This window comes from Ruminococcoides intestinale, assembly GCF_040095935.1.
GTDB lineage: Bacteria > Bacillota > Clostridia > Oscillospirales > Acutalibacteraceae > Ruminococcoides > Ruminococcoides intestinale.
In genome coordinates this window covers 474,019-497,097 of the sequence record NZ_JBBMFQ010000001.1, presented here as the reverse complement: position 1 = coordinate 497,097, position 23,079 = coordinate 474,019, and the positions used below count along the sequence as shown (strand labels likewise).

The 23,079-nt window shown below is 45.4% G+C and carries 26 protein-coding genes; 15 read left to right on the top strand and 11 right to left on the bottom strand.

The features are described 5' to 3' along the window. Positions 1-3: 3 nt before the first annotated feature. The 4 genes from WMO31_RS02410 to WMO31_RS02395 form a co-directional block, all read right to left on the bottom strand. Positions 4-1,851: a collagen-like domain-containing protein gene (locus WMO31_RS02410; protein ID WP_367999135.1), complete on the bottom strand. Its 1,848-nt coding sequence runs from the start codon at positions 1,849-1,851 to the stop codon at positions 4-6. Beyond that, positions 1,848-2,450, bottom strand: coding sequence for a TetR/AcrR family transcriptional regulator (locus tag WMO31_RS02405; RefSeq protein ID WP_367999134.1), 603 nt, complete (start codon positions 2,448-2,450; stop codon positions 1,848-1,850). Before WMO31_RS02405 ends, WMO31_RS02410 begins: the two co-directional genes overlap by 4 nt. A 99-nt stretch (positions 2,451-2,549) precedes the next feature. After that, complete coding sequence (locus WMO31_RS02400; RefSeq protein ID WP_367999133.1) at positions 2,550-3,692, bottom strand: sensor histidine kinase; 1,143 nt, start codon at positions 3,690-3,692, stop codon at positions 2,550-2,552. Next, a complete protein-coding gene (locus WMO31_RS02395; RefSeq protein ID WP_015523713.1) occupies positions 3,689-4,366 on the bottom strand; it encodes a response regulator transcription factor in 678 nt (225 codons plus the stop codon). Before WMO31_RS02395 ends, WMO31_RS02400 begins: the two co-directional genes overlap by 4 nt. Positions 4,367-4,520: 154 nt before the next feature. Here WMO31_RS02395 and WMO31_RS02390 point away from each other — a divergent pair, with 154 nt between their 5' ends. The 4 genes from WMO31_RS02390 (at position 4,521) to WMO31_RS02375 (ending at position 7,525) form a co-directional block, all read left to right on the top strand. Continuing rightward, positions 4,521-4,667 (top strand): CD1871A family CXXC motif-containing protein, encoded by a 147-nt coding sequence (locus tag WMO31_RS02390; protein WP_242961752.1) that lies wholly within the window; start codon positions 4,521-4,523, stop codon positions 4,665-4,667. Next, positions 4,660-5,646, top strand: a complete 987-nt coding sequence (locus tag WMO31_RS02385; RefSeq protein WP_367999132.1) for a 4Fe-4S binding protein — start codon at positions 4,660-4,662, stop codon at positions 5,644-5,646. Before WMO31_RS02390 ends, WMO31_RS02385 begins: the two co-directional genes overlap by 8 nt. A gap of 5 nt (positions 5,647-5,651) precedes the next feature. Continuing rightward, positions 5,652-6,617 carry a TlpA family protein disulfide reductase gene (locus WMO31_RS02380; protein ID WP_367999131.1) on the top strand — a complete coding sequence of 322 codons (966 nt, stop codon included), beginning with the start codon at positions 5,652-5,654 and terminating at the stop codon, positions 6,615-6,617. Positions 6,618-7,171: 554 nt separating this feature from the next. Next, a complete protein-coding gene (locus tag WMO31_RS02375) occupies positions 7,172-7,525 on the top strand; it encodes a PadR family transcriptional regulator (RefSeq protein WP_046433785.1) in 354 nt (117 codons plus the stop codon). A 689-nt stretch (positions 7,526-8,214) separates the two neighbouring features. Here the strand turns inward: WMO31_RS02375 and WMO31_RS02370 are convergent. The 7 genes from WMO31_RS02370 to WMO31_RS11220 all read right to left on the bottom strand — a co-directional run bounded on the left by WMO31_RS02370 (position 8,215) and on the right by WMO31_RS11220 (position 12,649). Continuing rightward, positions 8,215-8,748 (bottom strand): hypothetical protein, encoded by a 534-nt coding sequence (locus tag WMO31_RS02370; RefSeq protein ID WP_117949015.1) that lies wholly within the window; start codon positions 8,746-8,748, stop codon positions 8,215-8,217. Between the two features lie 28 nt (positions 8,749-8,776). Further along, a complete protein-coding gene (locus WMO31_RS02365) occupies positions 8,777-9,133 on the bottom strand; it encodes a hypothetical protein (protein ID WP_151200300.1) in 357 nt (118 codons plus the stop codon). A 310-nt stretch (positions 9,134-9,443) separates the two neighbouring features. After that, the gene (locus tag WMO31_RS02360) at positions 9,444-9,866 is read right to left on the bottom strand and encodes a hypothetical protein (RefSeq protein WP_117949019.1); all 423 of its coding nucleotides are present in this window, start codon (positions 9,864-9,866) and stop codon (positions 9,444-9,446) included. Positions 9,867-9,875: 9 nt separating this feature from the next. Further along, positions 9,876-10,400 carry a hypothetical protein gene (locus WMO31_RS02355; RefSeq protein WP_117949021.1) on the bottom strand — a complete coding sequence of 175 codons (525 nt, stop codon included), beginning with the start codon at positions 10,398-10,400 and terminating at the stop codon, positions 9,876-9,878. Between the two features lie 355 nt (positions 10,401-10,755). Further along, positions 10,756-10,926: an NUDIX hydrolase gene (locus WMO31_RS02350; RefSeq protein WP_367999130.1), complete on the bottom strand. Its 171-nt coding sequence runs from the start codon at positions 10,924-10,926 to the stop codon at positions 10,756-10,758. Between the two features lie 38 nt (positions 10,927-10,964). Continuing rightward, positions 10,965-11,879 carry an alpha/beta hydrolase family protein gene (locus tag WMO31_RS02345; protein ID WP_117949023.1) on the bottom strand — a complete coding sequence of 305 codons (915 nt, stop codon included), beginning with the start codon at positions 11,877-11,879 and terminating at the stop codon, positions 10,965-10,967. 371 nt (positions 11,880-12,250) lie between these two features. Then, positions 12,251-12,649, bottom strand: a complete 399-nt coding sequence (locus tag WMO31_RS11220; protein ID WP_369077044.1) for a CPBP family intramembrane glutamic endopeptidase — start codon at positions 12,647-12,649, stop codon at positions 12,251-12,253. A 353-nt stretch (positions 12,650-13,002) separates the two neighbouring features. On the opposite strand from WMO31_RS11220, the gene WMO31_RS02340 reads away from it, so the two are divergent. The 11 genes from WMO31_RS02340 to WMO31_RS02290 all read left to right on the top strand — a co-directional run bounded on the left by WMO31_RS02340 (position 13,003) and on the right by WMO31_RS02290 (position 23,068). Then, entirely contained in the window at positions 13,003-13,167 is a 165-nt protein-coding gene (locus tag WMO31_RS02340; RefSeq protein WP_257352639.1) for a hypothetical protein, read from the top strand. Positions 13,168-13,308: 141 nt separating this feature from the next. After that, positions 13,309-14,157, top strand: a complete 849-nt coding sequence (locus tag WMO31_RS02335; protein WP_257353370.1) for a ParA family protein — start codon at positions 13,309-13,311, stop codon at positions 14,155-14,157. Continuing rightward, positions 14,111-15,082, top strand: coding sequence for a ParB/RepB/Spo0J family partition protein (locus WMO31_RS02330; RefSeq protein ID WP_257352641.1), 972 nt, complete (start codon positions 14,111-14,113; stop codon positions 15,080-15,082). The genes WMO31_RS02335 and WMO31_RS02330 overlap by 47 nt, the downstream gene beginning before the upstream one ends. A 297-nt stretch (positions 15,083-15,379) precedes the next feature. After that, a complete protein-coding gene (locus WMO31_RS02325; protein WP_257352642.1) occupies positions 15,380-19,609 on the top strand; it encodes a SpaA isopeptide-forming pilin-related protein in 4,230 nt (1,409 codons plus the stop codon). A gap of 201 nt (positions 19,610-19,810) precedes the next feature. Further along, positions 19,811-20,050, top strand: a complete 240-nt coding sequence (locus WMO31_RS02320) for a hypothetical protein (RefSeq protein WP_227127847.1) — start codon at positions 19,811-19,813, stop codon at positions 20,048-20,050. Then, entirely contained in the window at positions 20,047-20,307 is a 261-nt protein-coding gene (locus WMO31_RS02315; RefSeq protein WP_257352643.1) for a hypothetical protein, read from the top strand. Before WMO31_RS02320 ends, WMO31_RS02315 begins: the two co-directional genes overlap by 4 nt. Then, positions 20,288-20,602 (top strand): hypothetical protein, encoded by a 315-nt coding sequence (locus WMO31_RS02310; protein WP_257352644.1) that lies wholly within the window; start codon positions 20,288-20,290, stop codon positions 20,600-20,602. The genes WMO31_RS02315 and WMO31_RS02310 overlap by 20 nt, the downstream gene beginning before the upstream one ends. Continuing rightward, the gene (locus tag WMO31_RS02305; protein ID WP_257352645.1) at positions 20,599-21,255 is read left to right on the top strand and encodes a DUF7007 domain-containing protein; all 657 of its coding nucleotides are present in this window, start codon (positions 20,599-20,601) and stop codon (positions 21,253-21,255) included. The genes WMO31_RS02310 and WMO31_RS02305 overlap by 4 nt, the downstream gene beginning before the upstream one ends. After that, on the top strand, positions 21,252-22,208 hold the full coding sequence (locus tag WMO31_RS02300; protein ID WP_367999129.1) for a hypothetical protein: 957 nt from the start codon (positions 21,252-21,254) through the stop codon (positions 22,206-22,208). The genes WMO31_RS02305 and WMO31_RS02300 overlap by 4 nt, the downstream gene beginning before the upstream one ends. After that, positions 22,205-22,750: a hypothetical protein gene (locus WMO31_RS02295; protein WP_257352649.1), complete on the top strand. Its 546-nt coding sequence runs from the start codon at positions 22,205-22,207 to the stop codon at positions 22,748-22,750. The genes WMO31_RS02300 and WMO31_RS02295 overlap by 4 nt, the downstream gene beginning before the upstream one ends. 9 nt (positions 22,751-22,759) lie before the next feature. Then, positions 22,760-23,068: a hypothetical protein gene (locus tag WMO31_RS02290; RefSeq protein WP_257352650.1), complete on the top strand. Its 309-nt coding sequence runs from the start codon at positions 22,760-22,762 to the stop codon at positions 23,066-23,068. Positions 23,069-23,079 lie beyond the last annotated feature (11 nt).

Below are 23,079 nucleotides of genomic sequence, written 5' to 3'. Positions count from 1 at the left end.
AATTTAATCAAGAGCAGTTATTGTAATAGTACCTCTGAAGCCACCGAGATAAGTATTGTATGCCGAATTTTCAAAACTCAACTGCAATGTAATGTCTTTATTTGACGCATCATACATTCTGTTGAAATTAAAGGAATGTTGATCATTGGTATACGGTATTTTTGCCCCGTCCCTTTTTATTCGTGTAAGCTCCCTGCACAGATCGTCATCATAACCGTCTGTCATCTGAATAGAGTAATTGCCGCTGTTGTTAAATTCGTTTGAACCAACTTCGAGAGAACCGCTTAAGCAGACATTGTAAATATGTCCTTTTTTGAGTGTAATATTATTCCTGTAGGATGAAATCAAGCCGCCCTTGTTTATTTTTTCGTAGACAGAAATATAGACACGACTGTTATTCAGTACTGTCCTCGGAGCGTTTGCCTCTCCGTAAAAATACCCCGAACAGCTGCCGTTCTGACCTGCGTCACCTTTGTCGCCTTTATCTCCTTTGTCACCCTTTTCGCCTTTTTCACCGGTGTCTCCTTTGTCTCCTTTTTCACCGTCAACTCCTGTGGCTTTCACTCCCGTATCGGTCGTTCCAATCCACCAGTTGCCGTTTTCACCGATGAATGGGGTGTTGCCGTCTTTGCCGTCAGAGCCGTTTTGTCCGTTTGTTCCGTCCTTACCATCGGCACCGTCTTTGCCGTCAACACCATCTTTACCGTCAACACCGTCTTTGCCGTTTATACCGTCCTTACCGTCTGCGCCGTCAAGACCTTTCAAAATTGAAAGATCGTAAAGGTTAAGCCATATTTCATCGCCGACATAACGCCACTGTAGGTCATTTTCATTTACACGGAACTCAGGTGTTTTTCCGTTTGCTCCGTCCTTACCGTTCTGTCCGGCATCTCCTTTATCTCCCTTGTCACCTTTTTCACCGTCAACACCTGCGGCTTTTACGCCAATGTCGGTCACTCCGAACCACCAGTTGCCGTTTTCACCGATGAACGGCGTATCACCGTTTTTGCCGTCAATACCATCGACACCGTTCTTTCCGTCGATTCCGTCTTTTCCGTCAAGACCTTTCAAATTTGAAAGATCGTAAAGGTTTAACCATATTTCATCGTTGACATAACGCCATTGAAGATTGTTTTCATCCACACGAAACTCAGGTGTTTTTCCGTTTGCTCCGTCCTTACCGTTCTGCCCTGTAGGTCCTTTTATATCGGAAATTGCAACAAGGTTTTGCCAGTCTTCTCCCTCATAGCGCCACTGTATATATTCTGTTGTTCTTTGTACCTCTATGTTTTTGCCGTCAGTACCGTCTTTACCGTCAGCACCATCTTTTCCGTCAAGACCATTCTTTCCGTCAATGCCGTCTTTACCGTCAGTACCGTCTTTTCCATTAGTACCGTCTTTGCCGTCAATGCCGTTTTTACCGTCAAGACCGTTCTTTCCGTCAATGCCGTTTTTACCGTCAAGACCGTTCTTTCCATTAGTACCGTCTTTGCCGTCAATGCCGTTTTTTCCGTCAGTACCGTCTTTGCCGTCAGTACCGTTCTTTCCGTCAGTGCCGTCTTTTCCGTCAGTACCATTTTTTCCGTCAATGCCGTTTTTACCGTCAAGACCGTTCTTTCCGTCAGTGCCGTTTTCTCCGACAGCACCTCTGAGCGTGTCAAGAGCTACAAGATCGTGCCATTCCTCTTCGGCGGTATCTCTCCATTGGATTGCTGTGCCATTGTTTCGCACCTCAGGCAACAGGGTTTTGCTATTTTCCGCTTTGCTGCATACGGCAGCAAATGCAATGCAAAGTACGATGCAAAGCACAAGACAGAGTGCGGTAGTAATACAGTATATTCGTTTTTTCATTTATCATTGCCTCCTCTCAAATATTGCGAACGGTATTTATCAGCAAACAGGGCAACACCCTGTTTTAAGACCTCCATTTGGGTTTTTAAATAATATTCATCCTCAAACATAGCATAGTGTACACAGGCACGGACAAATATAAAAATGAGCGGTGTAATCACCGTGTACGGAATGCCGATTTTCGGCTCAAGTCGCTTGGCATACTCGGTATAGCGCTCATTTACCCCCTCAAAAAATTTCTTGCCGTGCTCAATATATTTCGGATGGGTATAGACCTGATACATCAGTCGATATTTCTTGCCGTGCTTCTTTGCGGTCCAATACGGAACCTCTTTCACAAATCGAACAACATCCTTCGGGTCGGTGGGAGCTTCTTCCATAAAATCATCCTCGACCTTTTCCATACAGTATGCAGTTGATTCAATAATCAGTTCATCAACACTGTTGAAATAGGAATACAGATTTCCCGTTGTACAGCCACACGCTGCCGCCAAAGCCTTGATGCCCGTACCGGTCAATCCGTTTTCAGCATAGCATTCAAAGCATTTTTCCATTATTTCCCTCTTACGCTCGTTGTGCTGTTCCTCTGTTGTTCTCATAATATTCGCTTCCTTTTGATAACTAATCGATTAATTAATTATAGTATAGCACAGAGCTACGGAAATTTCAACAATTAACTACGAAAAAATCGCAAAATATTAAATTTTTATCACATCTGTCGGAAACTTTACTGCTATAACAGTACCCTTTTCCGAACTCTCTTCCACACGAATTTTACCATTGTGCAGTGCAACGATTTCCCACACCAAAGAAAGTCCCAATCCAACTCCGCCGTATTCTCTGCTTCGGGATTTATCCACACGAAAGAAGGGCTGAAAAATACTTTCTCTGTATTGTTCGGGGATGCCGTAGCCGGTATCCGCAACCGTAATAACAAGCTGATTGTCTTTGTGCGTTACGGTAATATTCACTGTACCGTCAAAACGGTTGTAGCGTATAGCGTTTTCGGTCAGATTATATAACAAACGATAAATCAGCGTGTCACTGCCTGTCATAACAGCATCGCCCGTGCTTTCAAGTGTAACATTGTTCTTCTCTGCAAGTGGTGCAAGGTCAGTGAAAATCTCTTCTACCATAGGGCCTATCTCTATGCGGTCGGCACACGATACTGTGCGAAGCTCGCTCATTTCCAACAGGGTTTTTGTCATTTGTGTCATTCGTTCGGTCTGCTCACGCAACAATCGGAGAAACTCCGCCGTTTCAGGCGATACCTCGGGATGCTCTGCCGAAAAAAGTTCAAGCTGTGCCTGCATAAGTGAAAGCGGCGTGCGCAACTCATGTGCGGCGTTTCCCGTGAACTGTCGTTGAGCGGTAAATCCCTCATCAAGACGGTCAAGCATCCGATTGAACGACTTGACAAACTGTCTCAGTTCAGGCGGAACTTCTTCGGTTATCTTCATATCCGTCAAATTGTTAGGTTGAACCTTTTCAACCCGAGCGGTAAAAGTACGCAGAGGCTTCAGCGCATGCCCGCTTAAAAAATACGCAAGCACGCCGCCTAACAATGTTGCCGCCGCCGTAATATACCAATTGGTAGCGATAAAGGATTCCTGTGCTCCGTTAATTACAATAGTCAATTCACGATCAAGCTTTTCGTGTTCGGGATCGAAAAAGTCAGGTTCTCCTTTGTCCGTATCACCGTAACCTGTAACATAAGAGCCTATGGAATCCATATAATGGCTGCCGGAATAGCCGATAAGAACATTCATAAAAATGCAGGTGGCTCCGATAAGAAGTGCAGTCATCAGAGTTATGCGCCATTGCAAGGATAGCTTTTTCATACTTTTTCTTCCTCCATAACATATCCTTCACCAATGCGATTGCGAATCGGGTCATAGCCGAGTGCCGCACGCAGTTTCTTTCGTAATGCAGAAATATGTACTCTTATTGAATTGCTGAAATTGTCAACACTGTTATCCCAAACATGGTCGAGCAGTTCTTCCTGACTGACGGGGCGACCTTGATTAAGAAGTAAATATTCAAGTATTCCGATTTCTTTTCGGGTAAGTGACAGCTCCTGACCGTCAGCAACGGCAACACGGGCTTTGGTGTCAAAAGCAACTTTTCCACAGTTCAAAACAACATTGTTTTGTGTAAACCGACGGCGAGTCAGACTGCGTATTCGTGCCTCAAGCTCCTCCAAATGAAAAGGCTTTGTCAGATAATCGTTTGCTCCGGCATCCAGCCCCTCCACCTTGTCGGCAACCTCACAGCGTGCCGAAAGAATTAACACTCCGGTATCTCTGTCGGTTTGTCGCAGAGTTCGCAGTACCGTCATCCCGTCTGCACCGGGTAAATTCAGATCAAGTAAAACAAGATCGTACTTTTCTATTCCGAGCAACTCATTTGCTTTGTTTCCGTCATAGCAAAAATCAACGCTGTATGCCAATCTTTTAAGGCTGCGAACAATTGTCTCGCACAGCGCACGCTCATCTTCAATTACTAAAATACGCATAGAAACTCTCCTTGTTGTGTTTTCATATTTCTTTGATAATTTAATTATATCATTATATCGCTCATACATAAAGTTTTTGTTAAGTTTTCGTTCTTAACAGGGATTTTACATCCTCTGTGCTACAATGAGAGCACAAAAGAAAGGAGTGACCGAATTGACTCGAAAGAAAAAAGCCGTATTTCAGATCGTACTGATTATCTGCGGAATTACGATGCTGTGTTACGGAGCTCTGCGTGGAGAGGCAGAAACCGTGTTAAGCAAGGCAATCCGGCTGTGTTTGGAGTGTGTGGGAATTGGATAACAAAGAACCGAAGAAAAAAAGAGGCGGTGTATCACAGTTCCTCTCACGCTTTCGATGGCTTATTCAAGCAGGAGCAACTTTGCTGAGTAATATTCATCTGCCGAATTTATTGAAGGGCAGAATTTATCAAGGCAAAGGAAAGGCTGTTTGCGTTCCGGGACTGAATTGCTATTCCTGCCCTGCGGCATCGGGTGCATGCCCAATCGGCTCGTTTCAGGCTGTGGTGGGTTCGTCAAAATTCAGTTTTTCATATTATATCACAGGATTCCTCATATTGATAGGAGTTCTGCTCGGGCGTTTTATCTGCGGTTTTTTGTGTCCGTTCGGATGGCTTCAGGAACTGTTACATAAGATACCGACAAAAAAGCTTTCCACTAAAAAGCTGAAGCCGCTGACATACATAAAATATGCAGTTTTGCTTTTTGCTGTAAGTTTGCTGCCAATGCTCATTACAAACGATGTGGGTATGGGAGATCCTTTTTTCTGTAAGTATCTTTGTCCTCAAGGGGTACTTGAGGGGGCAATCCCTCTTTCCGCCGTCGATTCGGGAATCCGCGCCGCACTGGGTACGCTCTTTTCGTGGAAGCTGGGCATATTGATTACGGTAATCGTACTGAGTGTGCTTTTCTACAGACCGTTCTGTAAGTGGCTGTGTCCTCTCGGTGCATTTTATGCATTGCTTAACAAGGTGTCACTTTTCGGAATGAAAGTAGACAAACACAAGTGCATTTCCTGCGGAAAATGTGCCAAAGCATGCAAGATGGATGTAGATGTAACCAAAACTCCCAACCACACCGAATGCATACGCTGCGGTAAGTGTATCCGTGCCTGTCCTGTCGAGGCGGTCAGCTTTTGCTACGGCTTTGGCAAAGGAAAAGAAAATGATTGTCCCGCTGAAAAAGCGGAAACAGCAAAACAAAAAATTGAAACAGAAATTGAAACAAAAATTAAAACAGGAATTGAAACAGAAAAGGAGTAAACACTATGAAAACGACTAAAATTTTAAGCTTACTGACTGCCCTGATGATGTTGTTAAGCTTTGCCGCCTGTGGCACAGACAAAGGCAATACGACGAATACTACCGCAAATAAGAAAAGCGAAACGGCTATGCTGACAGCTGTGAATCCAAAAACAAAAGACGAGGCCGCCGACTTGCATCAAAAACTGATGGCACAGGAAAATGCTATTCTTTCCGAAAACAGCAAACTTTGGGAAAAGGTATTTCTTTCAGCCGATAAGGGTATGGCGAAGATTGAGGACGGCAAAAACTACGGCGATTTTCTTCTGAAAACGATTGACGGTATCAAGGATCAGTTCAGTGCTGATGAGTTGAAACTGCTTAATAAAGGCGCCGAAGAGATTAAGGAAATTGAAGGAAAGCTGACAGTTTTGGAACAAAAATTTCCCGGATGCGGAGAAAAACCCTCTGATGGAGATATGAGCGTTCCGGCGGAAAACGGTAAGCCCATCGAAAAGGATAATCTGAAGAAATTCCCGACATTTGACGGCAAGGATCTTGACGGAAACGAAGTTAAGAGCAGTACGCTTTTTGCAAAAAATACCGTTACCGTAGTAAACTTCTGGTTTACCACCTGCAATCCCTGCGTGGAAGAACTTGCCGACCTGGAAGCTCTGAATAAACAGCTTGCAAAAAAAGGCGGAGCAGTAGTCGGAATCAATTCGTTTACACTTGACGGTGACAAAACGGCTATCTCTGACGCAAAGAATATTCTGGCAAAAAAGGGTGTGACCTACAAAAACATTTGGTTTGATTCAAAAAGTAAAGCCGGAGAATTTACATCCGGATTGTACTCCTACCCCACAACTTATGTTGTCGATAAAAACGGTAATATTGTGGGAGAGCCGATTGTCGGTGCAATAACCTCCGAAAAGCAGTCTGAAAAGCTGCAAAAGTTGATTGATCAGGCAATTGCAAACAGCAAGAACTGATGTGTGCCTGTCCCGACAAAGTATTAATAATGCATATTTTCAGGTTCTGTAAATTTTACATATAGATTCCAACAAATATGCCAATAATTAAGCCCATATAATTTTTCGTACAGCAAAACCTCCTGCAACAGATTTTACTCTGTGCAGGAGGTTTATTCTTATTTCGATATTTTTTATTTCATCGTTATATCTGTATAAAAATTTTACATAGCTGTAAAGCGGTTTGTCATCACAATAAATTTGTATTCTGTTCAAGTATTAAAAAAGAGGCTCTTTCGAGCCTCATTACCGCAAATGGTCTACCCTATTTTTGTTACTGTCAAAATGCAAATATCAAAACTGCCGATGCGAGAAAAAGTGCAAAGGTAATCGGTTGAATTTTTATGTATTTTTCAACTTTTGCAATTCGGTTTTTCCGAATACTATTGACGAAAAAATCACAATGTCGACAACAAAAGGCTTTTCTGTAATAACTGCTCATATTAAATTCTTATTGAATGTATTAGATTGATTTTTAGTGATTAAGTGTGTATAATGTATATCGGGAGGTATCTATGGGAAAACAAAATTATTTTTTCAGCGGAATTACGGACATACTGATTCTTGCCATTTTGTGTGAGCATGACAGTTATGTGTATGAAATTGTAAAATTCATAAAAGAAAAATCAAACGGATGCCTGTCCATATCTCAGAACACCGTTTACGCAGTCACCTACAAGCTTGTTAACGAAGGAAAAATCAGCGAATATTCAAAGCTTGTCGGCAAAAAGCGCACACGAATTTATTATCATATTGAGGACGAAGGTCGGGCATATTATGAAAACCTTTTGGAGAGCTTTCATAATGCATACAGCGGTGTAGAGAGCATTTTAAATATTTTAAAAGAGGACAAGGGCAATAAACAATAACGGGGATTCCCTACGTTGTCAAGAAAATAAGGACAGGCAAATACATCAAAAGACTTATTGCGGTTGTACTTATTCTTGCACTCATATCAACTGTTACATACTGCATTGTTTTGCATGAAGACCATCAGATTACAAAAAGACAGGAAGCTGTTATAGCCGAAGATGTAATCGAATAGTATAAATTCCATTCGGATATTTTTAAAATTTACAGACCGATTTCAAATTTGATTTTGAAGTCGGTCTTTTTTTGTATATACGCTTCTTACGCAATGAAAATACATATTCTGATTGTATTGTATCAATAGGCATTGCAAAAAGCAATACTTATTAATATTTCCTTTATCTAAAAGTCATATATTCATATCTGCCAATGCTTGAATAACCATATGCAAACATAGCAAACAATATAAATACTGACCAAAATTTCAAAAATTTTATAGCCGTATCATATTTCGATGTTGTGTACATTTTGTTTAAGTCATCTAAATAAGCAACTAATTATTAATTAGAATAGATACAAGATCAAGGTCGCTAAACGAATCGGCTACGGTTACCGTGATGATGACTTCTTTTTTACCTTGATTTGCTATCTTTCTATTCCTTCTGTCCGTTCACCATCCCACAAAAAATCGTGATGAACCGAAAACGATGGCTTTTTCTATGCTTAAATTTCATTATATTATGTACGGTCAATAAATCATACCGATGATAATATCGTTAATAATGTTGCTTACAAAACTAATTTCAAGAATCGGAATAAACAACAAATACGGTACATTGCACAATGAAACAATGTGAAGTAATTTGCTTTTCTGTTTTTCGGGAACATTCAGATTTTTATACACAACGGTCTGATTAAACAGATATATAAATGCGTAGGCTGTGAGAATTTCAAAAAATGCAACGATTATTCCGCTGTAATGTCCTGAACCAGTTATCGTCAGATTTCCGAGAAAGCCAAACAAAATACTGTCCGCAATTTTCTTGAAAATATTATCAAAATTAGATACGCATAAGCACATCACCGTCCATATGAGTGAAAACAGAAAAAATGAAATCAATATGCCAAGCTCGGAAAACACGCTTGATTTTAATATAAATCGTTTTTCATCAGTGAATTTTCGCACTTTGACTGCATATATGGCAGAGTTTGTAATAAGCAGGCGAATAAAGCTTACTGCCAACAATGCAATGAAAAAAAGCATCAAATACAGCATTTCCATACAATCACCTCAAATCACTTATAACGCATTACTTTTCTTTTGTAACTTCATCCAGACCGATAAAGTACATACCTTTTCTTTTAGATTTTTCAAGATGAATCTTTTCGGAATCAACAATCAAATCCGTGTAGAGGTTATTGTCAGTTTCGACAAAACAGAATATTCTGAATTTGCCGAAAGTTACGGTTTTGTCGGCTTTATGTGCAGAATCGGAATATGCGAGAATATCCGTTTCATGATTTGGTACTGCCACAAAAAGAACCTGTTCGCCTGTCTTTTTATCTCTGATTTTGTAACTTCTGATAAATGTGTAATCTTTTGAAAATGAACCGTTGTTAATTTCAATTTGTTCATACACATCAAAATCAGCATTCCTGTTAATCATAGAAACCCTACCGTTTCGCTTTGTATAAACTGCCGGTGTGATTATTTTCGTTTCCTCATCAATCATTAAAACAAATTTGCTGTTTGGTAAATCTATTAAGGTATCATAGACAAAATGTTTAATAGTAGTAAATCTCTTTTTAGAAATTGATACTTCCGATTTAATAGATTTATAATAAAGTGAATTAATAAACTCTTTTAACAAGAAACACAAAAGTAAATACAATCCATACGGGATAAGAAATGTAAAATCTAAAAGAGAACCATTAACATGATTAACACTTACGCTAAAAGCAATAACTTCCATATAATCACAACCTACCATTCAGCATACAACTTTCAAAAGAATTATCTTTATTGAGCAACAACACATTTTCGGCAAAATGTAATAACAAACCTGTTTCGGTCGTTATTGGAAATGAACAACCGTAGTTCTTGTTATCGTCATTTTGAAAACCGAATTTCAGCACGAACTTATAGTGTCCGAGATTATCGTATTCAGCAAGCCCTATTGAGAAAAATGACTCCGCAGACAAATCAGTATCGCCTATTTCCCAGTAAAATTCACTATGGTGCTTATCAATCAAATTTTTGATTAAGTCCGACAAAGCAATTATGTTTTCTTTTGTGACATATACTTTTGTTTCAGCACTAATATTTTTGGCTAATGCCTTTACAATAATTTGATAAAAATCAGCATCTTCCCATATTTTTTCAAACAACAAATTATTCATTTTTCCATATCACTTGTTCATTAAGCTTGAAAGTAATTTTTCATACTTTGCATTGATTGTAATTTGCGTTGCGGTATTGAATACAAACGAAGTTACTCCGTCATCGCAACCGTAATCGTCTATCTGTCTGACAGTGCAGATTCCGTTTTCCAGCGACAACGGTAATCCCGTGATATTCTCATTACCGCTGTGCAGTAATTCTATACTTACTACGAAGTTTTTAATGATTGCGGATTTTATTGCAGAATCAAATACAGCGTTACCGTCAATTTCAACGCTGTCTTCAAAAGTATCCGTTTCAATAAGTTTCTCCATTTTTTGATTATATTTTGAATCATACTCGATTCTGAAGAAATCTGATACTGTTTTTACAATTACACCGTCACAAGTTCCGTCTGTATTGTACATTTGAATTGCAACCTCATTTTCGTTAAGTGCAATAATCTTGCCGTAAATAAACTTGTCACATTCATCATCTGTATAAAAACTGCAATTTTTATTGCTTTGAAAAGCTTTTAATAATTCCGAATACATCGTATCACCTCATGTATTTTTTAGCTTTGTTTGATTTATCTTTATATTGTCTTTCATTTTATCTTAGTGTTAGCATCTAAATAATACAAAACAAAATGAGATATCCCCTTTAAGTGTTGTATAATAAAAAAAGGAGGAATTCATTATATCACAACAAAAAACTCATCACACCAAGCAATTCAAGTTGGATGCTATCAACTATCGCAAAGAGCACCCTGATCTTACACAGGTTGAATGTGCAAAGAACCTGGGTAATTGTTTGAGAGGGTATCTTCTCTGCCAGCAGCTTAGTTGGCAGAACTTCTCATTTTATTTTGTGCTAAATCTTGACACAGGACCAGAATGATACTTTATTTTAGCTCTTTTTTTGTATTAACATTTTACCATCATTATTAAATATTAATACAGAAAATGCTTTGTGACGAATTCCTTTTAGATGAGCCTCAATTTTAGGTATCTTATTGATTAATCTATCTGTCGAGTCAATTTGCATTACATATTTATTTTTATCAACATCAAAAAGCACTTATTTAACATCCTTTTCGTTAACTTAGCCCTATATACTTAAATATTTGTATCAAGCCAATCTAGTATTACTTCGAGATCACCATCACTTAAGCCATGTATATTATCATCACGCACACTAAAATATATATGTTTATTATTTTGTTTTAATTTTTTATACAAATCTTCTGCTTGTGAAAAAGAAACTTGTTCATCATATTTGCTATGAATAATCAAAACAGGTACAGTAATTTCTTCTGTCCAATAAATAGCTGATCTTTTTTCATATTCTTCTGGGTTTTGCTCAGGAGTTGTCCCAATATAGTTATAAAGTAATTTTTGCATATCTTCACGAGCTTCGTAAGATTGAAACAAATCACTAACAGCAGATATGGCTATAATTCCTTTAACTCTATTATCCTGCTTGGCAGTCATATAAGTCATCATACCACCACGAGAAACACCCGCAACACAAAAATCTTTCATGTTAATAAAGTCAAAATGTGTTTCACACAAATCAATTAGTTTTATAACATCATTAAGATCTTTACCACCAAACTCATCTTTACCACTTCCGCCACCTGCTCCTCTATATTGCGATGCAACAATAATCCTATTTGTCAATACACAAAGTTTTGCGGTATCTTCATCACCAAGCAAACCGATTTTGCTATTTCCTCCTCTGTTATACAATATACACTTTCCTAGCGATTGATTTTCAACAAGACTCAGAGGAATAGATATATAAGCTTTTACTTGATAACCATCAGAAATATATGTAAATTTATACGAGATACAACTTTTACTCAAACTATTACTTAACTCTATTTGCTCTATGTCGTATACTTCTTCATTTTGATAGTTTATGAAGTTATATATATTATCCTCAGCAATCTCTATGTTTTCACTACAACCACTCAAGGCAAACAAAAACAACAAAATAACGCTAATATTTATACATAAGAATTTTTTCATTACAATCACCTAACTTTATAAAATTCTCTATATGTCTATAAAAAAGAGATATGATTCATCGGTATAGTGTTAGCATCTAAATAGTACAAAACAAAATGAGATATCCCCTTTAAGTGTTGTATAATAAAAAAGAGGAGGAATTCATTATATCACAACAAAAAACTCATCACACCAAGCAATTCAAGTTGGATGCTATCAACTATCGCAAAGAGCACCCTGATCTTACACAGGTTGAATGTGCAAAGAACCTGGGTAATTGTTTGAGAGGGTATCTTCTCTGCCAGCAGCTTAGTTGGCAAAACTTCTCATTTTATTTTGTGCTAAATCTTGACACAGAACCAAGTATTTTTAATTTCACTTGCTTCTCACCCCTAATTACTACTTAATTTCTTAGTGTTAAAAATAATACATATTATAGAAAAGATAAAAGTTAGAATTGAAACGACCATAATCGGAATTTCATATGTCGCAAAATCAAAATACCTAATATTATATCGTATAAATGTAACTGTAAAATTATAAGCTGAATGTATTAGTATACCAGGTACTATTGAATTATATTTATCAACAAGGTAATTAAAAATCAAACTCAATAAAATTGCTGACAATACTGTGAATATAGATGATGAAAAATGAATAACACCAAAAGTCAACGAAACTAAAAGTGATGATACCCATATTGGAAAAGCCAATTTTAGTTTTGAATAGATTAAGCCACGAAATGTAACCTCCTCTACAATTGGAGCTAATATACTCTTGGCTACAAACAAAAAAACTACATTTATTCCATTGACTGATTTGTGCAAATCATTTGTATTTGAAACAGTATCTTCTCCCTGAAAGAATGGTATACAATTTAATAGAAAAATCAAACAAAAGCTGAATTAACCCTGTAAAACAGCGCAAAACCCCGCATTTCCCACAGAAAAAACACCCTGATTACTACGATTTTACTACCCAGGAATGAGCTTTGATACGAAGAAAAATCGGGAAATGCAAAGTTACGATCAGAACGCGAAGCCGTCGGCTCCCCCAGCAGGCGGCTTTTCTGAACCTCGAAATCGCACATTTGCGGCGCTGGTTTCTTCCATATATAATAGAAGGCACAAAGGAGGCGTGTCAAATGAGAAAGCGGAAACTTAAAATATATCTTACCCCCACGGAGAACAGCATTGTGATCCAGAGCCTTAACAACCTGCGCAACGCCATGCTGAAAGAAAACCGTGACACCGGCTGCGTGGATGATCTTTTGCTTAAAGTCATGTGCGCCCCTGTCAAGAGAATCTGAAAATTACATATTGTGCCGACTGAATCAAGCCGTTTATTCTTTCATAGAGTAGACGGCTTTTTTTCATACCTATTTTACCGCATACATAGCTGTCCGTCCTGCCAACGGGCAGCTAAATCTATGGAAAAGGAGGACATGAAAATGCCGGAACAAAGAAGCCGCCCGAAGAATGGCCGTGTGATCGCATTAGCCAATCAAAAAGGCGGCACAGGCAAAACGACCACGACGGTCAATCTGGGTATTGGCCTTGCACGGCTGGGGAAAAAGGTGCTGCTCATCGACGCAGACCCCCAGGGCGACCTTACCACCTGCCTGGGCTGGCAAGACCAGGACAGCTTGCAGACCACCCTTGCCACCGTCATGGGGAAAATCATCCGCGATGAGCCTTTCAGCGCAGATGAGGGCATTTTGCACCACCACGAGGGCGTAGACCTCATGCCTGCCAACATTGAATTGTCAGATTTAGAGGTCACGCTTGTCAACGCCATGAGCCGGGAAGTCACTTTGCGCACCTATGTCAACGAGGCAAAGAAAAACTACGACGTGGTGCTGATCGACTGTATGCCGTCCCTGGGCATGATTACCATTAACGCCCTGGCAGCGGCGGACAGCGTGATTATCCCCGTCCAGGCCCACTATCTCCCCGCAAAGGGCATGACCCAGCTTATCAAGAACATCACGAGGGTAAAAAGGCGGATTAACCCGGCCCTGAAGGTGGACGGGGTGCTGCTCACTTTGGTGGACGGGCGCACCAATCTGGCCCGCCAGACAGCGGACTTCCTGCGTCAGAGCTACGGGAGCGTTCTGAAAATCTACCGTTCCGAAATCCCTGTGGCAATTAAAGCCGCAGAAATCAGCGCCGCAGGCAAGAGCATTTACGCCTATGACAAGGGGAGCAAGGTGGCCCAGGCTTACGCGGACTTTTCAAAGGAGGTGCTGGCGGATGGCGAAAAACAACGCGCTAAACTTCAATCTTCCCTCAGCCGATAACCTGTTTTCCACAGAGGAAGAACGGACAGAGGCGCGTCTGGAGAAAGTCGTCAGCCTTAACCCCTCGGAAATCAGCGACTTCCCGGATCACCCTTTTAAGGTGCGGATGGATTCAGCCATGCAGGAAATGGCGGAGAGCGTGAAGCAGTATGGCGTTTTGGTGCCTGCCCTGGTGCGGCCCAAGCAGTCAGGCGGCTATGAGATGGTGGCCGGACACCGCAGGAAAAAGGCGGCGGAGCTGGCAAACCTCGCAGAAATCCCCTGTATCGTTCGGCAGCTCACCGACGATGAAGCCACGATCATCATGGTGGATTCCAACCTGCAAAGGGAACAAATCCTACCATCGGAAAAGGCGTTTGCCTACAAGATGAAGCTGGACGCGATGAAAAGGCAAGGCCAGAGGACGGATTTAACTTCCGACCCAGTGGGTTGGAAGTTAAGCGGAAAAGAATCTGCAAGTATTGTCGGCAAAGAAGGCGGTGATAGTCAAACGCAGGTGCGAAGATATATCCGCCTAACCAACCTCATCCCGGAAATCCTGGAGTTGGTGGACAATTCGGTGCTGAAAGACCCGGAAACGCTGCAAATTGCGCTGCGGCCTGCGGTGGAGCTGTCCTACCTGCGAAAAGAGGAACAATCCGACCTGTTTGCGCTCATGGACGAGATGGACTGTACCCCGTCCCACGCCCAGGCCATCAAAATGCGCCAGATGTCCGAAGCCAAAGACGGCGGGGAACGGCTGGCCAAAGACGCCCTTGTTTCCATTATGAAGGAGGAAAAGCCCAATCAGAAAGAACAATTCAAAATCCCAAAGGAAAAACTCAGCCGGTATTTTGCGCCGGGGACGCCCGCGCAGAAGATCGAGGACACCATCATCAAGGCGCTGGAGCTGTACCGCAAGCGTCAGCGCAGTTTAGAACGATAACCCTACTCACAAGGGAGAAGTGCGCCCATTTGCAGGGAAACGGCGGCTTTTGCCGGTTCCCCCTCTCCACACCTCACCCCTTCCTGACAACCTAAACAGCCTAAAAAAGAAGATATAGTAAGGCGGCTTAGAGCATAAAAAGCCCTGACTGTTTTTCATAAACAGACAGCAGATTATTTGAAAGAGTGAGAAAAGCCGGGCGCGCCTCTCTTTTTTAGAACGTAAACGAATCCAGCCGGAAGCAGCACATCCAGAAGCGATGTGCTTTTTTTGCGGCCAATTTTAGGAGGTAACAAGATGAAAACACTGAAAAAGCCTCTCTCCCTGCTCATGGCGCTCCTCATGTGCCTGGGCGTGTTTGCGGGGACAGGCGTTCCGGCGTTTGCCGCAGGAGAAACCATGACGACGTATATGGTGGATATTCCCCGTGCAAACGACCCCAATAAAGCAGGCTGGGGCCACCCGGCCCTCAGCTTCCTGGGCGGATGGTCAACCAGCGCAGGCACCCACTTTTCCGTCCACACTCAGGACGCATACAACGGGCGCGCCATCTACTGTATCGAACCGGGAATCGGCGTCCATTCCGGCGACCAGTACACGGGGCGCGGGGAGGATTTCTGGGATAACTACCCCTCAAGCCTCAACCCCACTATCCCGCCCAACACCATCAAGGAATATATCGGACGCATTATGACCTATGGATGGCAGGGCAACGCCAGCACCTCATGGATGAGCGGCAACCCTGAACACGCGAACCAGATGGCCGGATATATCGCCACCCAGCTTTTAGTCTGGGAAACCATTGTGGGCGAGCGTGACAGCCAGTTTAACTATGTGGACGCCAACGCCCAGGGAAAAAACAATGTAACGGAATATATCAGCGCGGAACATCCCTTACGCAGCCAGATTTTCAGCCAGTATTCCGCGATTGAAAGCGCGGTGAAGCGCCACACCATGCTGCCCAGCTTTTTCAGCAGCACCGCCGACGCGGGGGCCTATGAGCTGAAATGGGATGGGGAAAAGTATTCTGCCACCCTCACAGATACCAACGGAGTGCTGGGGGACTACACCTTTACCAGCAGCACCGCAGGGCTGAATTTTTCCGTAGACGGCAGCCAGCTCACCATCACGTCCAGCCAGGCCCTCAAAGGCTCTGTAACCGTGAAAGCGGAAAAGATCAGCGCCCAGCGCAGCGGCGTGGTGGTCTGGACGGACGGCGTGACCGGGGGTGGCACCCAGGACTTTGCCACCTACGGCACGACGGTTTCCGACCAGATGGTGGGCTACCTCAATCTGGAAGTGAAAACCGGAAATATGAAGCTGGTCAAAACTTCCGAGGATGGCAAGGTGGAGGGGATTTCCTTTACTATCACCGGCGAGGGATATAACGCCACCAAAACCACCAATTCCGCAGGGGAAATCGACATTACCGACCTCAATCCCGGCGTTTACACCGTAACCGAGCAGTCCATTGACAAATACGAACCCCAGGCCACCCAGCGCGTCACCATCGTCAGCGGCCAGACAGCCACTGTGACCTTTAACAATGTTCTCAAGCGCGGCAGTCTGGAAGTTACCAAGACCAGCGAGGACGGTTTGGCGGAGGGCATGACCTTCCACTTGTCCGGCACATCCCTCTCCGGCCTGCCGGTGGATGAGTACGCGGTGACGGATTCCACCGGGGTGGCAAGGTTTGAAAACGTGCTGATCGGCACGGGCTATGTGCTGGAGGAGGCGGATACCCCCATCCGCTATGTGGTGCCGGATTCCCAGACGGCTGTCATCGAATGGAATGAGGTCACGGATAAAACCGTGAACAATATCCTCAAAAAGTTCCGCGTCACCGTCACCAAGAGCGATGTGGAAACCGGAACACCCCAGGGCGACGGCTCTCTTGCCGGCGCCACCTATGGGCTGTATAAGGGCGATACCCTCATCGACAGCTTTACCACGGATGAAAATGGCCAGTTCACCACCGGCTATTATATCTGCGATTCCGACTGGACGATCCGTGAAATCAATCCCAGCGAGGGCTATCTTGTGGATTCCACCATCCACCATGTGGGCGCGGAGCCGGAGCTTTATACCATTGAGCTGAATGACACCGCCAACGATGTGACGGAACAGGTCATCAAAGGCGACATCGCCATCATCAAACACAGCGACGATGGGGAAACAGGAATAGAAACCCCGGAGGAAGGCGCAGAGTTCCAAATCTACCTGAAAGCTGCGGGCAACTATGACGCGGCAAAGGATTCCGAGCGCGATGTTCTCGTCTGCGATGAGAACGGTTTTGCGCAGTCGAAAAAGCTGCCCTACGGAACGTATATCGTCCACCAGACCAAAGGCTGGGAGGGCCGGGAGCTGATGGACGATTTCGAGGTGTATATCGCCCAGGACGGGCAAACCTACCGCTATCTCATCAACAATGCAGCTTTTGAAAGCTATATCAAAGTAGTCAAGGTGGACGCGGAAACCGGCGTCACCATCCCCTATGCGGGAGCTGGCTTCCAGATTTACCGCCCGGACGGCAGCAAGGTGGAAATGACCTTCACCTACCCGACACCCACCACGATTGATACCTTTTACACCAACGCCGAGGGCTATCTTGTCACCCCCGAAAAGCTGGAGTATGGTTCCGGCTATTCACTGGTGGAGGTGCAGGCCCCCTACGGCTATGTGCTGGACAGCACGCCAGTGTATTTTGATGTAACACAGGACGCTTCTTCGGAGGAGGGCGGCGTGACGGTCATTGAAGTCACCAAGCCCAACATGGCCCAGAAAGGCGTAATCAAGGTCAGCAAGACCGGCGAAGTATTTTCCTCTGTGACGGAATCCGATGGCGTTTATCAGCCGGTGTACGAAGTGACCGGCCTGCCGGGCGCGGTGTTTGAGATCACAGCTTTGGAGGACATCTACACGCTGGACGGCACCCTGCGCTATTCCGCTGGTGAAGTGGTGGACACCATCACCACCGGCGAGGACGGGACGGCCCAGAGCCAGCCCCTCTACCTGGGCAAGTTCCAGGTGAAGGAAACCGGGTTCCCCCACGGCATGGTGGACACCGGCGAGAACATCACCGAGGTGGAGCTTGTGTATGCGGGCCAGGAAGTCGAAATCACCGAAACCTCTACCAGCTTTTACAACCAGCGCCAGAAAGCCCTTGTGACGCTTGACAAGGTGCTGGAGCAGGAGGAAACCTTTGGCATTGGTATGAACGGCGAGATCACAGCCGTCACCTTTGGCCTTTACGCGAAAGAGGACATCCCCGCAGCGGACGGCTCCATCATCCCGGCAGACGGGCTTCTGGAAATCGTTTCGGTGGACGAGAACGGCCAGGCCATGTGCAAGACCGACCTGCCGTTTGGCAGCTTTTACCTGAAGGAGCTGTCCACCGACAGCCATTACCTGCTGAATGGTGAAACCTTCCCGTTCACCTTTGAATACGGCGGGCCTTCCCTGGCCGTGGTGGAGATTGCCGCCAATGACGGTGAAGCGATCACCAATGAGCTGATTCGCGGGGAAATCCGGGGCCTTAAAACCGATGAGAACGGCACGGGCCTTTCCGGTGCTGTGATCGGCCTCTTTCAGAGCGATGAAACCGAGTTTACCGCAGAAAACGCCCTTGCCACCGCCACCTCTGCGGAGGACGGCAGCTTCTCCTTTTCGGATGTGCCTTTTGGGGATTGGGTATTAAAAGAGCTGGAAAGCCCGGAAGGCTTTATCCTCTCTGATGAGGTCATCCCCGTTACCATTGAGGAAGATGGGCAGGTAGTGGAAATCTCCCTTGCCAACGAGCGCATTTACGGCAGCCTGCGCCTTACCAAAGTGGATAAGGATTACCGGGACAACAAGCTCACCGGGGCCGAGTTCGAGGTGTACCGCGATACCAATGGAAACAAGGAGCTGGACGAAGGTGACGAGCTGCTGGGCAAGCTGGAGGAAACCAGCACCGGCATTTATGAGCTGGCCCACATCCTCTACGGCGGCGTGTTCGTAAAGGAAACCAAAGCGCCGGAGGGCTTCCTGCTGGATGAAAACGCCTACTATGTGGAGATCACCGAACACGGCAAAATCTACGAGGTGGAAAACGAAGCCGGGAAAGGCTTTGTCAACGCGGCCCAGACCGGCTCCCTGCGGATTGAAAAGACATCCAGCGACGGCAAAGTGGAGGGCTTCTCCTTCCGCGTGACAGGCGCGAATGGCTACGACCAGACCTTCAAAACCGATAAAAACGGTGAAATCCACATCGAGGGCCTGCGCGTGGGCGATTATACCGTGTCCGAGGTGTCGGACGGGGCCAGCGCCAGCTATGTGCTGCCTGCGGATAAGACAGTGACAATCCTTGCGGACAAGACCACCGTGGCGCAAATGCACAACGAGCTGCGCGACACCCCGAAAACCGGCGATGAGAGCAAGCCGTGGCTTTGGATGGCCCTCATGGGCGTGTCCGCTGCGGGCGCTGCCACGCTGGGCGTCCTGGGGTATGTAAACAAGAGGAAAAAGGGTAACAAATCCGCGAAATAAGGCGGTTTGAATTTGTGTCAGGAGGAAATCATCATGGAATTAAAAGCAATCATTGCCATCGGGCTTGTTCTTTTCATCATTGGCGGGCTGGTCTTCCTTAAAATCAGAAGCCGGAAGAAATAACAGAAGCCACAGGGGCGGCCATGCGGGGCCGCCTCTCTTACATACAAAAAAAAGAACTGGAAAGGAGCTTGATGGCAGATGAAAGAACCCTTTGAACAGCGGCTGTTCCGCATTTTCGCCCAGGCGGGCTATTCCCCGGTGCAGCTTCTCACCGTCACCCCGGAGGAGATGGTGGAGATCCCCGGCATTACCGTACCCAATATCCGGGCGGTGCTGTGCGTCCAGAACAAGGTGCTGGCCGACCGCAACAAAATCCGCAGCGGCAGGCTGGTGGAGGAGCTTCTGAAAGAGGCAGGAGGACTGGAGGTGCGGCCATGAGCGGGCTGCACCTGTTGGATGTTCTGGCAGCCCGGCGCGGCTGCTACATTTCCGACCTCAATCTTGCCCCGTTCCTGCGCCGGATGGCGCTGTCCGACCTACGCCGGATGGAGGAAAACGCCTATCCGCTCTATCAATGGCAGGACGCGGTTCGTTACCTCACGGGGGATGAACGGGAGTTTACCAGTGTAAAGGAAATCAAGGACTTTATTTTGAAAGAAATGGAGGTTCAGAACAATGGAAAAGCAGGTTTTTGAATACGGTGGTTATCATTTTATTCCTGAACGGCAGTTTACTGGCAGAGAACGCGATTTCTTTGCCATCTCCCGCAGACAGCGTACAGATAAAGAACTCGGCCTTTGCAGGCCCGGTTATGCTTATGAAAGCAAATACCCCTATTCCCATAAAGGGTTTTATGCCGCCTCACCGGATAAGGAGTGCGACCTGTTCCGCTGTTTGGAGAACGGGAAGCTATACCTTCCCTGCGGAAACGACTTGCAGGAATATATGGAACAGCCCCAAAAAAGAAAAGATAAGGAGCGTGAGCGATGATGGATTACAGAGAAAATGCCGGATATGTCATAACGGATTCCTGCCATGTGGGCGAAAGCGAGTTTGTGCTGGGGGTTCATTTGACAGCGCCCCAGCAGTTTGTCACCTGGAAATGCAAAGACCGGACGGATTATTACTGGGGCCACTATTTCAGCAGCCTGTTTGAAGCGCAGAAAGATTTCGTTTTGCGGGCGCAGGAGGAGGTTCAATATCTGGAGCAGCGCAGCATTGACTCCAACAAGATGGAGCTGGAACCCGCCGATTCCCCCTGGGGAGAAATCCAGACCTGCCACACCCTTTGCCCCGGCGCTTATTCCGTCAGCACCGCAGGCCATGGCGGCGTCATGGTCAGCCGGGAGCTTGCAGACAAGGTGCTTTGCAAGGAAGCCAAAGATTGCGGCTTTATGGAGCGCGGCTACCTTTGCTTTGAGGAGGACTGCGCCGCGCCGGTGGCATTGCGGGAGCTGATGGACAGAGGGCTGTACCAAGCGCCTGTCAACGAGTATTTTGCCCCTGGGGAATACGAGGCTGTGATTAACGACAGCCTGCAAACCTTCCACCCGGAATACTGGCAGACGCGGGAAACGTTGAGGGCGGAAAAGGCGCGGACTCCCCACTCAAAAACTGCAAAACACAAGGAGCGTGAGCGATGATGAAACTTCCAATTACCAGCATGACCCCGGAGGAACGGCTGTACGCATACAGCCAGAGCAGCAAGATCGAGAGGCAGACGGGCTGTATCGGCTATCTGCGCGGGGATTTTGGCGCTGGAAAAGAGTTTTATACTTCCTGGTTCGACCATCAAAAGGAATATAAGGACGAAGAGTTCAAGGCAGAGTTTGATGAGGTAGTCAACACCCTGCGGGAAAAGGATGGGCTGCTTTGCAGCCGGGACAGCATGAGCAGGTTTTGTTATCAACATCCAGAGGCTGAATTTGAGGGGAACTACTGCACCGAATATGGGTTTCGTGTGCAAACGCCCCAGCACACCTATATGCTGCGGTGTAATCCCAACTATGGAGATTACGACTTCTACCTCTACGCCTACGTTGCCCGGTTTCTGGAACACCACATGGAGAAAGCCAAACAGGGCATCCGGTTTATCACGCCCGGCTACAAAGAACTGTTCCGTATTTCCGATGGCGACCACATCCGCATTTTCACTGGCGGCGGAGGAACCCGCGACCGTACCTGCCGGTTTATCGACGAAACCCATTTTGAAACCAGCGGAGGGTATTCCAGCGCCCTTTATCATATCTGCGAATTTGCAGAGCGTTTGGAACAGTCTCACGGGAGCGTGATTCCCCTGCGCTCCTCTTTGCCGGAACACTGCTATATTTATCTTCCCACAACGAGGGAAATCGGCATTGTAAAAAAAGGTGAAAGTGGGTATTACCGCAGCGACCTTACCCCTGTCTATGGGGAGGATGGCAAACAGTTTGTGGAAGAATTGAACCAGAAAGGCGGCATAACAAAAGCGCAGGAGGCCGCCATGCTTGCCGGCTCCATGTTCGGCTGGCAGACCCCAGCCGCCGATCCCAGAAACTATGACGAACAGGGACAGCCAATCAAACGAAAAAACAAAGACCAGGGTGAGGCCAGATGAAGGAAGCAAAGCACATCATCTGGAGCAACTACGGCCTGGACTATGAGGACTGGCGGGAAGATTTAGAGGCGGAATATCCAAGTCTGTCCGAAAATGAACGGCTGTTCCTGATGTATGAGATCAACAGCGAGTATCTGAATGATGAACGGATGAACCTCAATGTGCAGCTCTCCCAGCCCATTTTGATGGTTGGAGATTTAGAACTGTGGGATGGGCAGCGCACAGGGTATAAAGAAATCAAAAGCGGCAACATCCGCGACTGCCTTTATGGAGATACCGATTATTCCACCTGGTATGTAGACCGGCTGGGCGACCTGCGCTGTGAGGCCATCCACCACGACGGCACAAACCATTATCTCTACCGGGTATATAAGGATGGGGTGTCGGAATCACAGATTGACCTTCTAAAAGAAAAACTATGCCGGGGAACCGCGACCCGCGCTGATATAACGAGAGTAACCCGCAGGCTGGGCGACGACATCGCCAAAGTCTACGGGTTTTCTATTCCCCGGCAGCGCAAAGCTGCGTCATTGGAAAGGTAGGTGGAAAACATGGCAAAGCTGCCGCCCGTAAAACTGGAAACACACGCCACCTGGTTCAATCTTCTGCTCACGCTTCTGCATGAACACGCGGAAAGCAACCCGTATGAGGAATACCGCCGGATGGCACAGCGGCTGTTCTCCAAATGTATGGCCTACGGAACGCCTTTTACAGATGGAGATGGAGCGTCCTGCGTAGATCTGCGGCTGTACCCCAGCGAAGCCGGAGAAACTATCTGGCTGCTTCTGCTTACCCTTTGCAGGCAGTATGACCCGGATCGAGATTACAGCGCGGAGCTGAAAAACACAGAAAAAGAATAACAAAAAAAGGA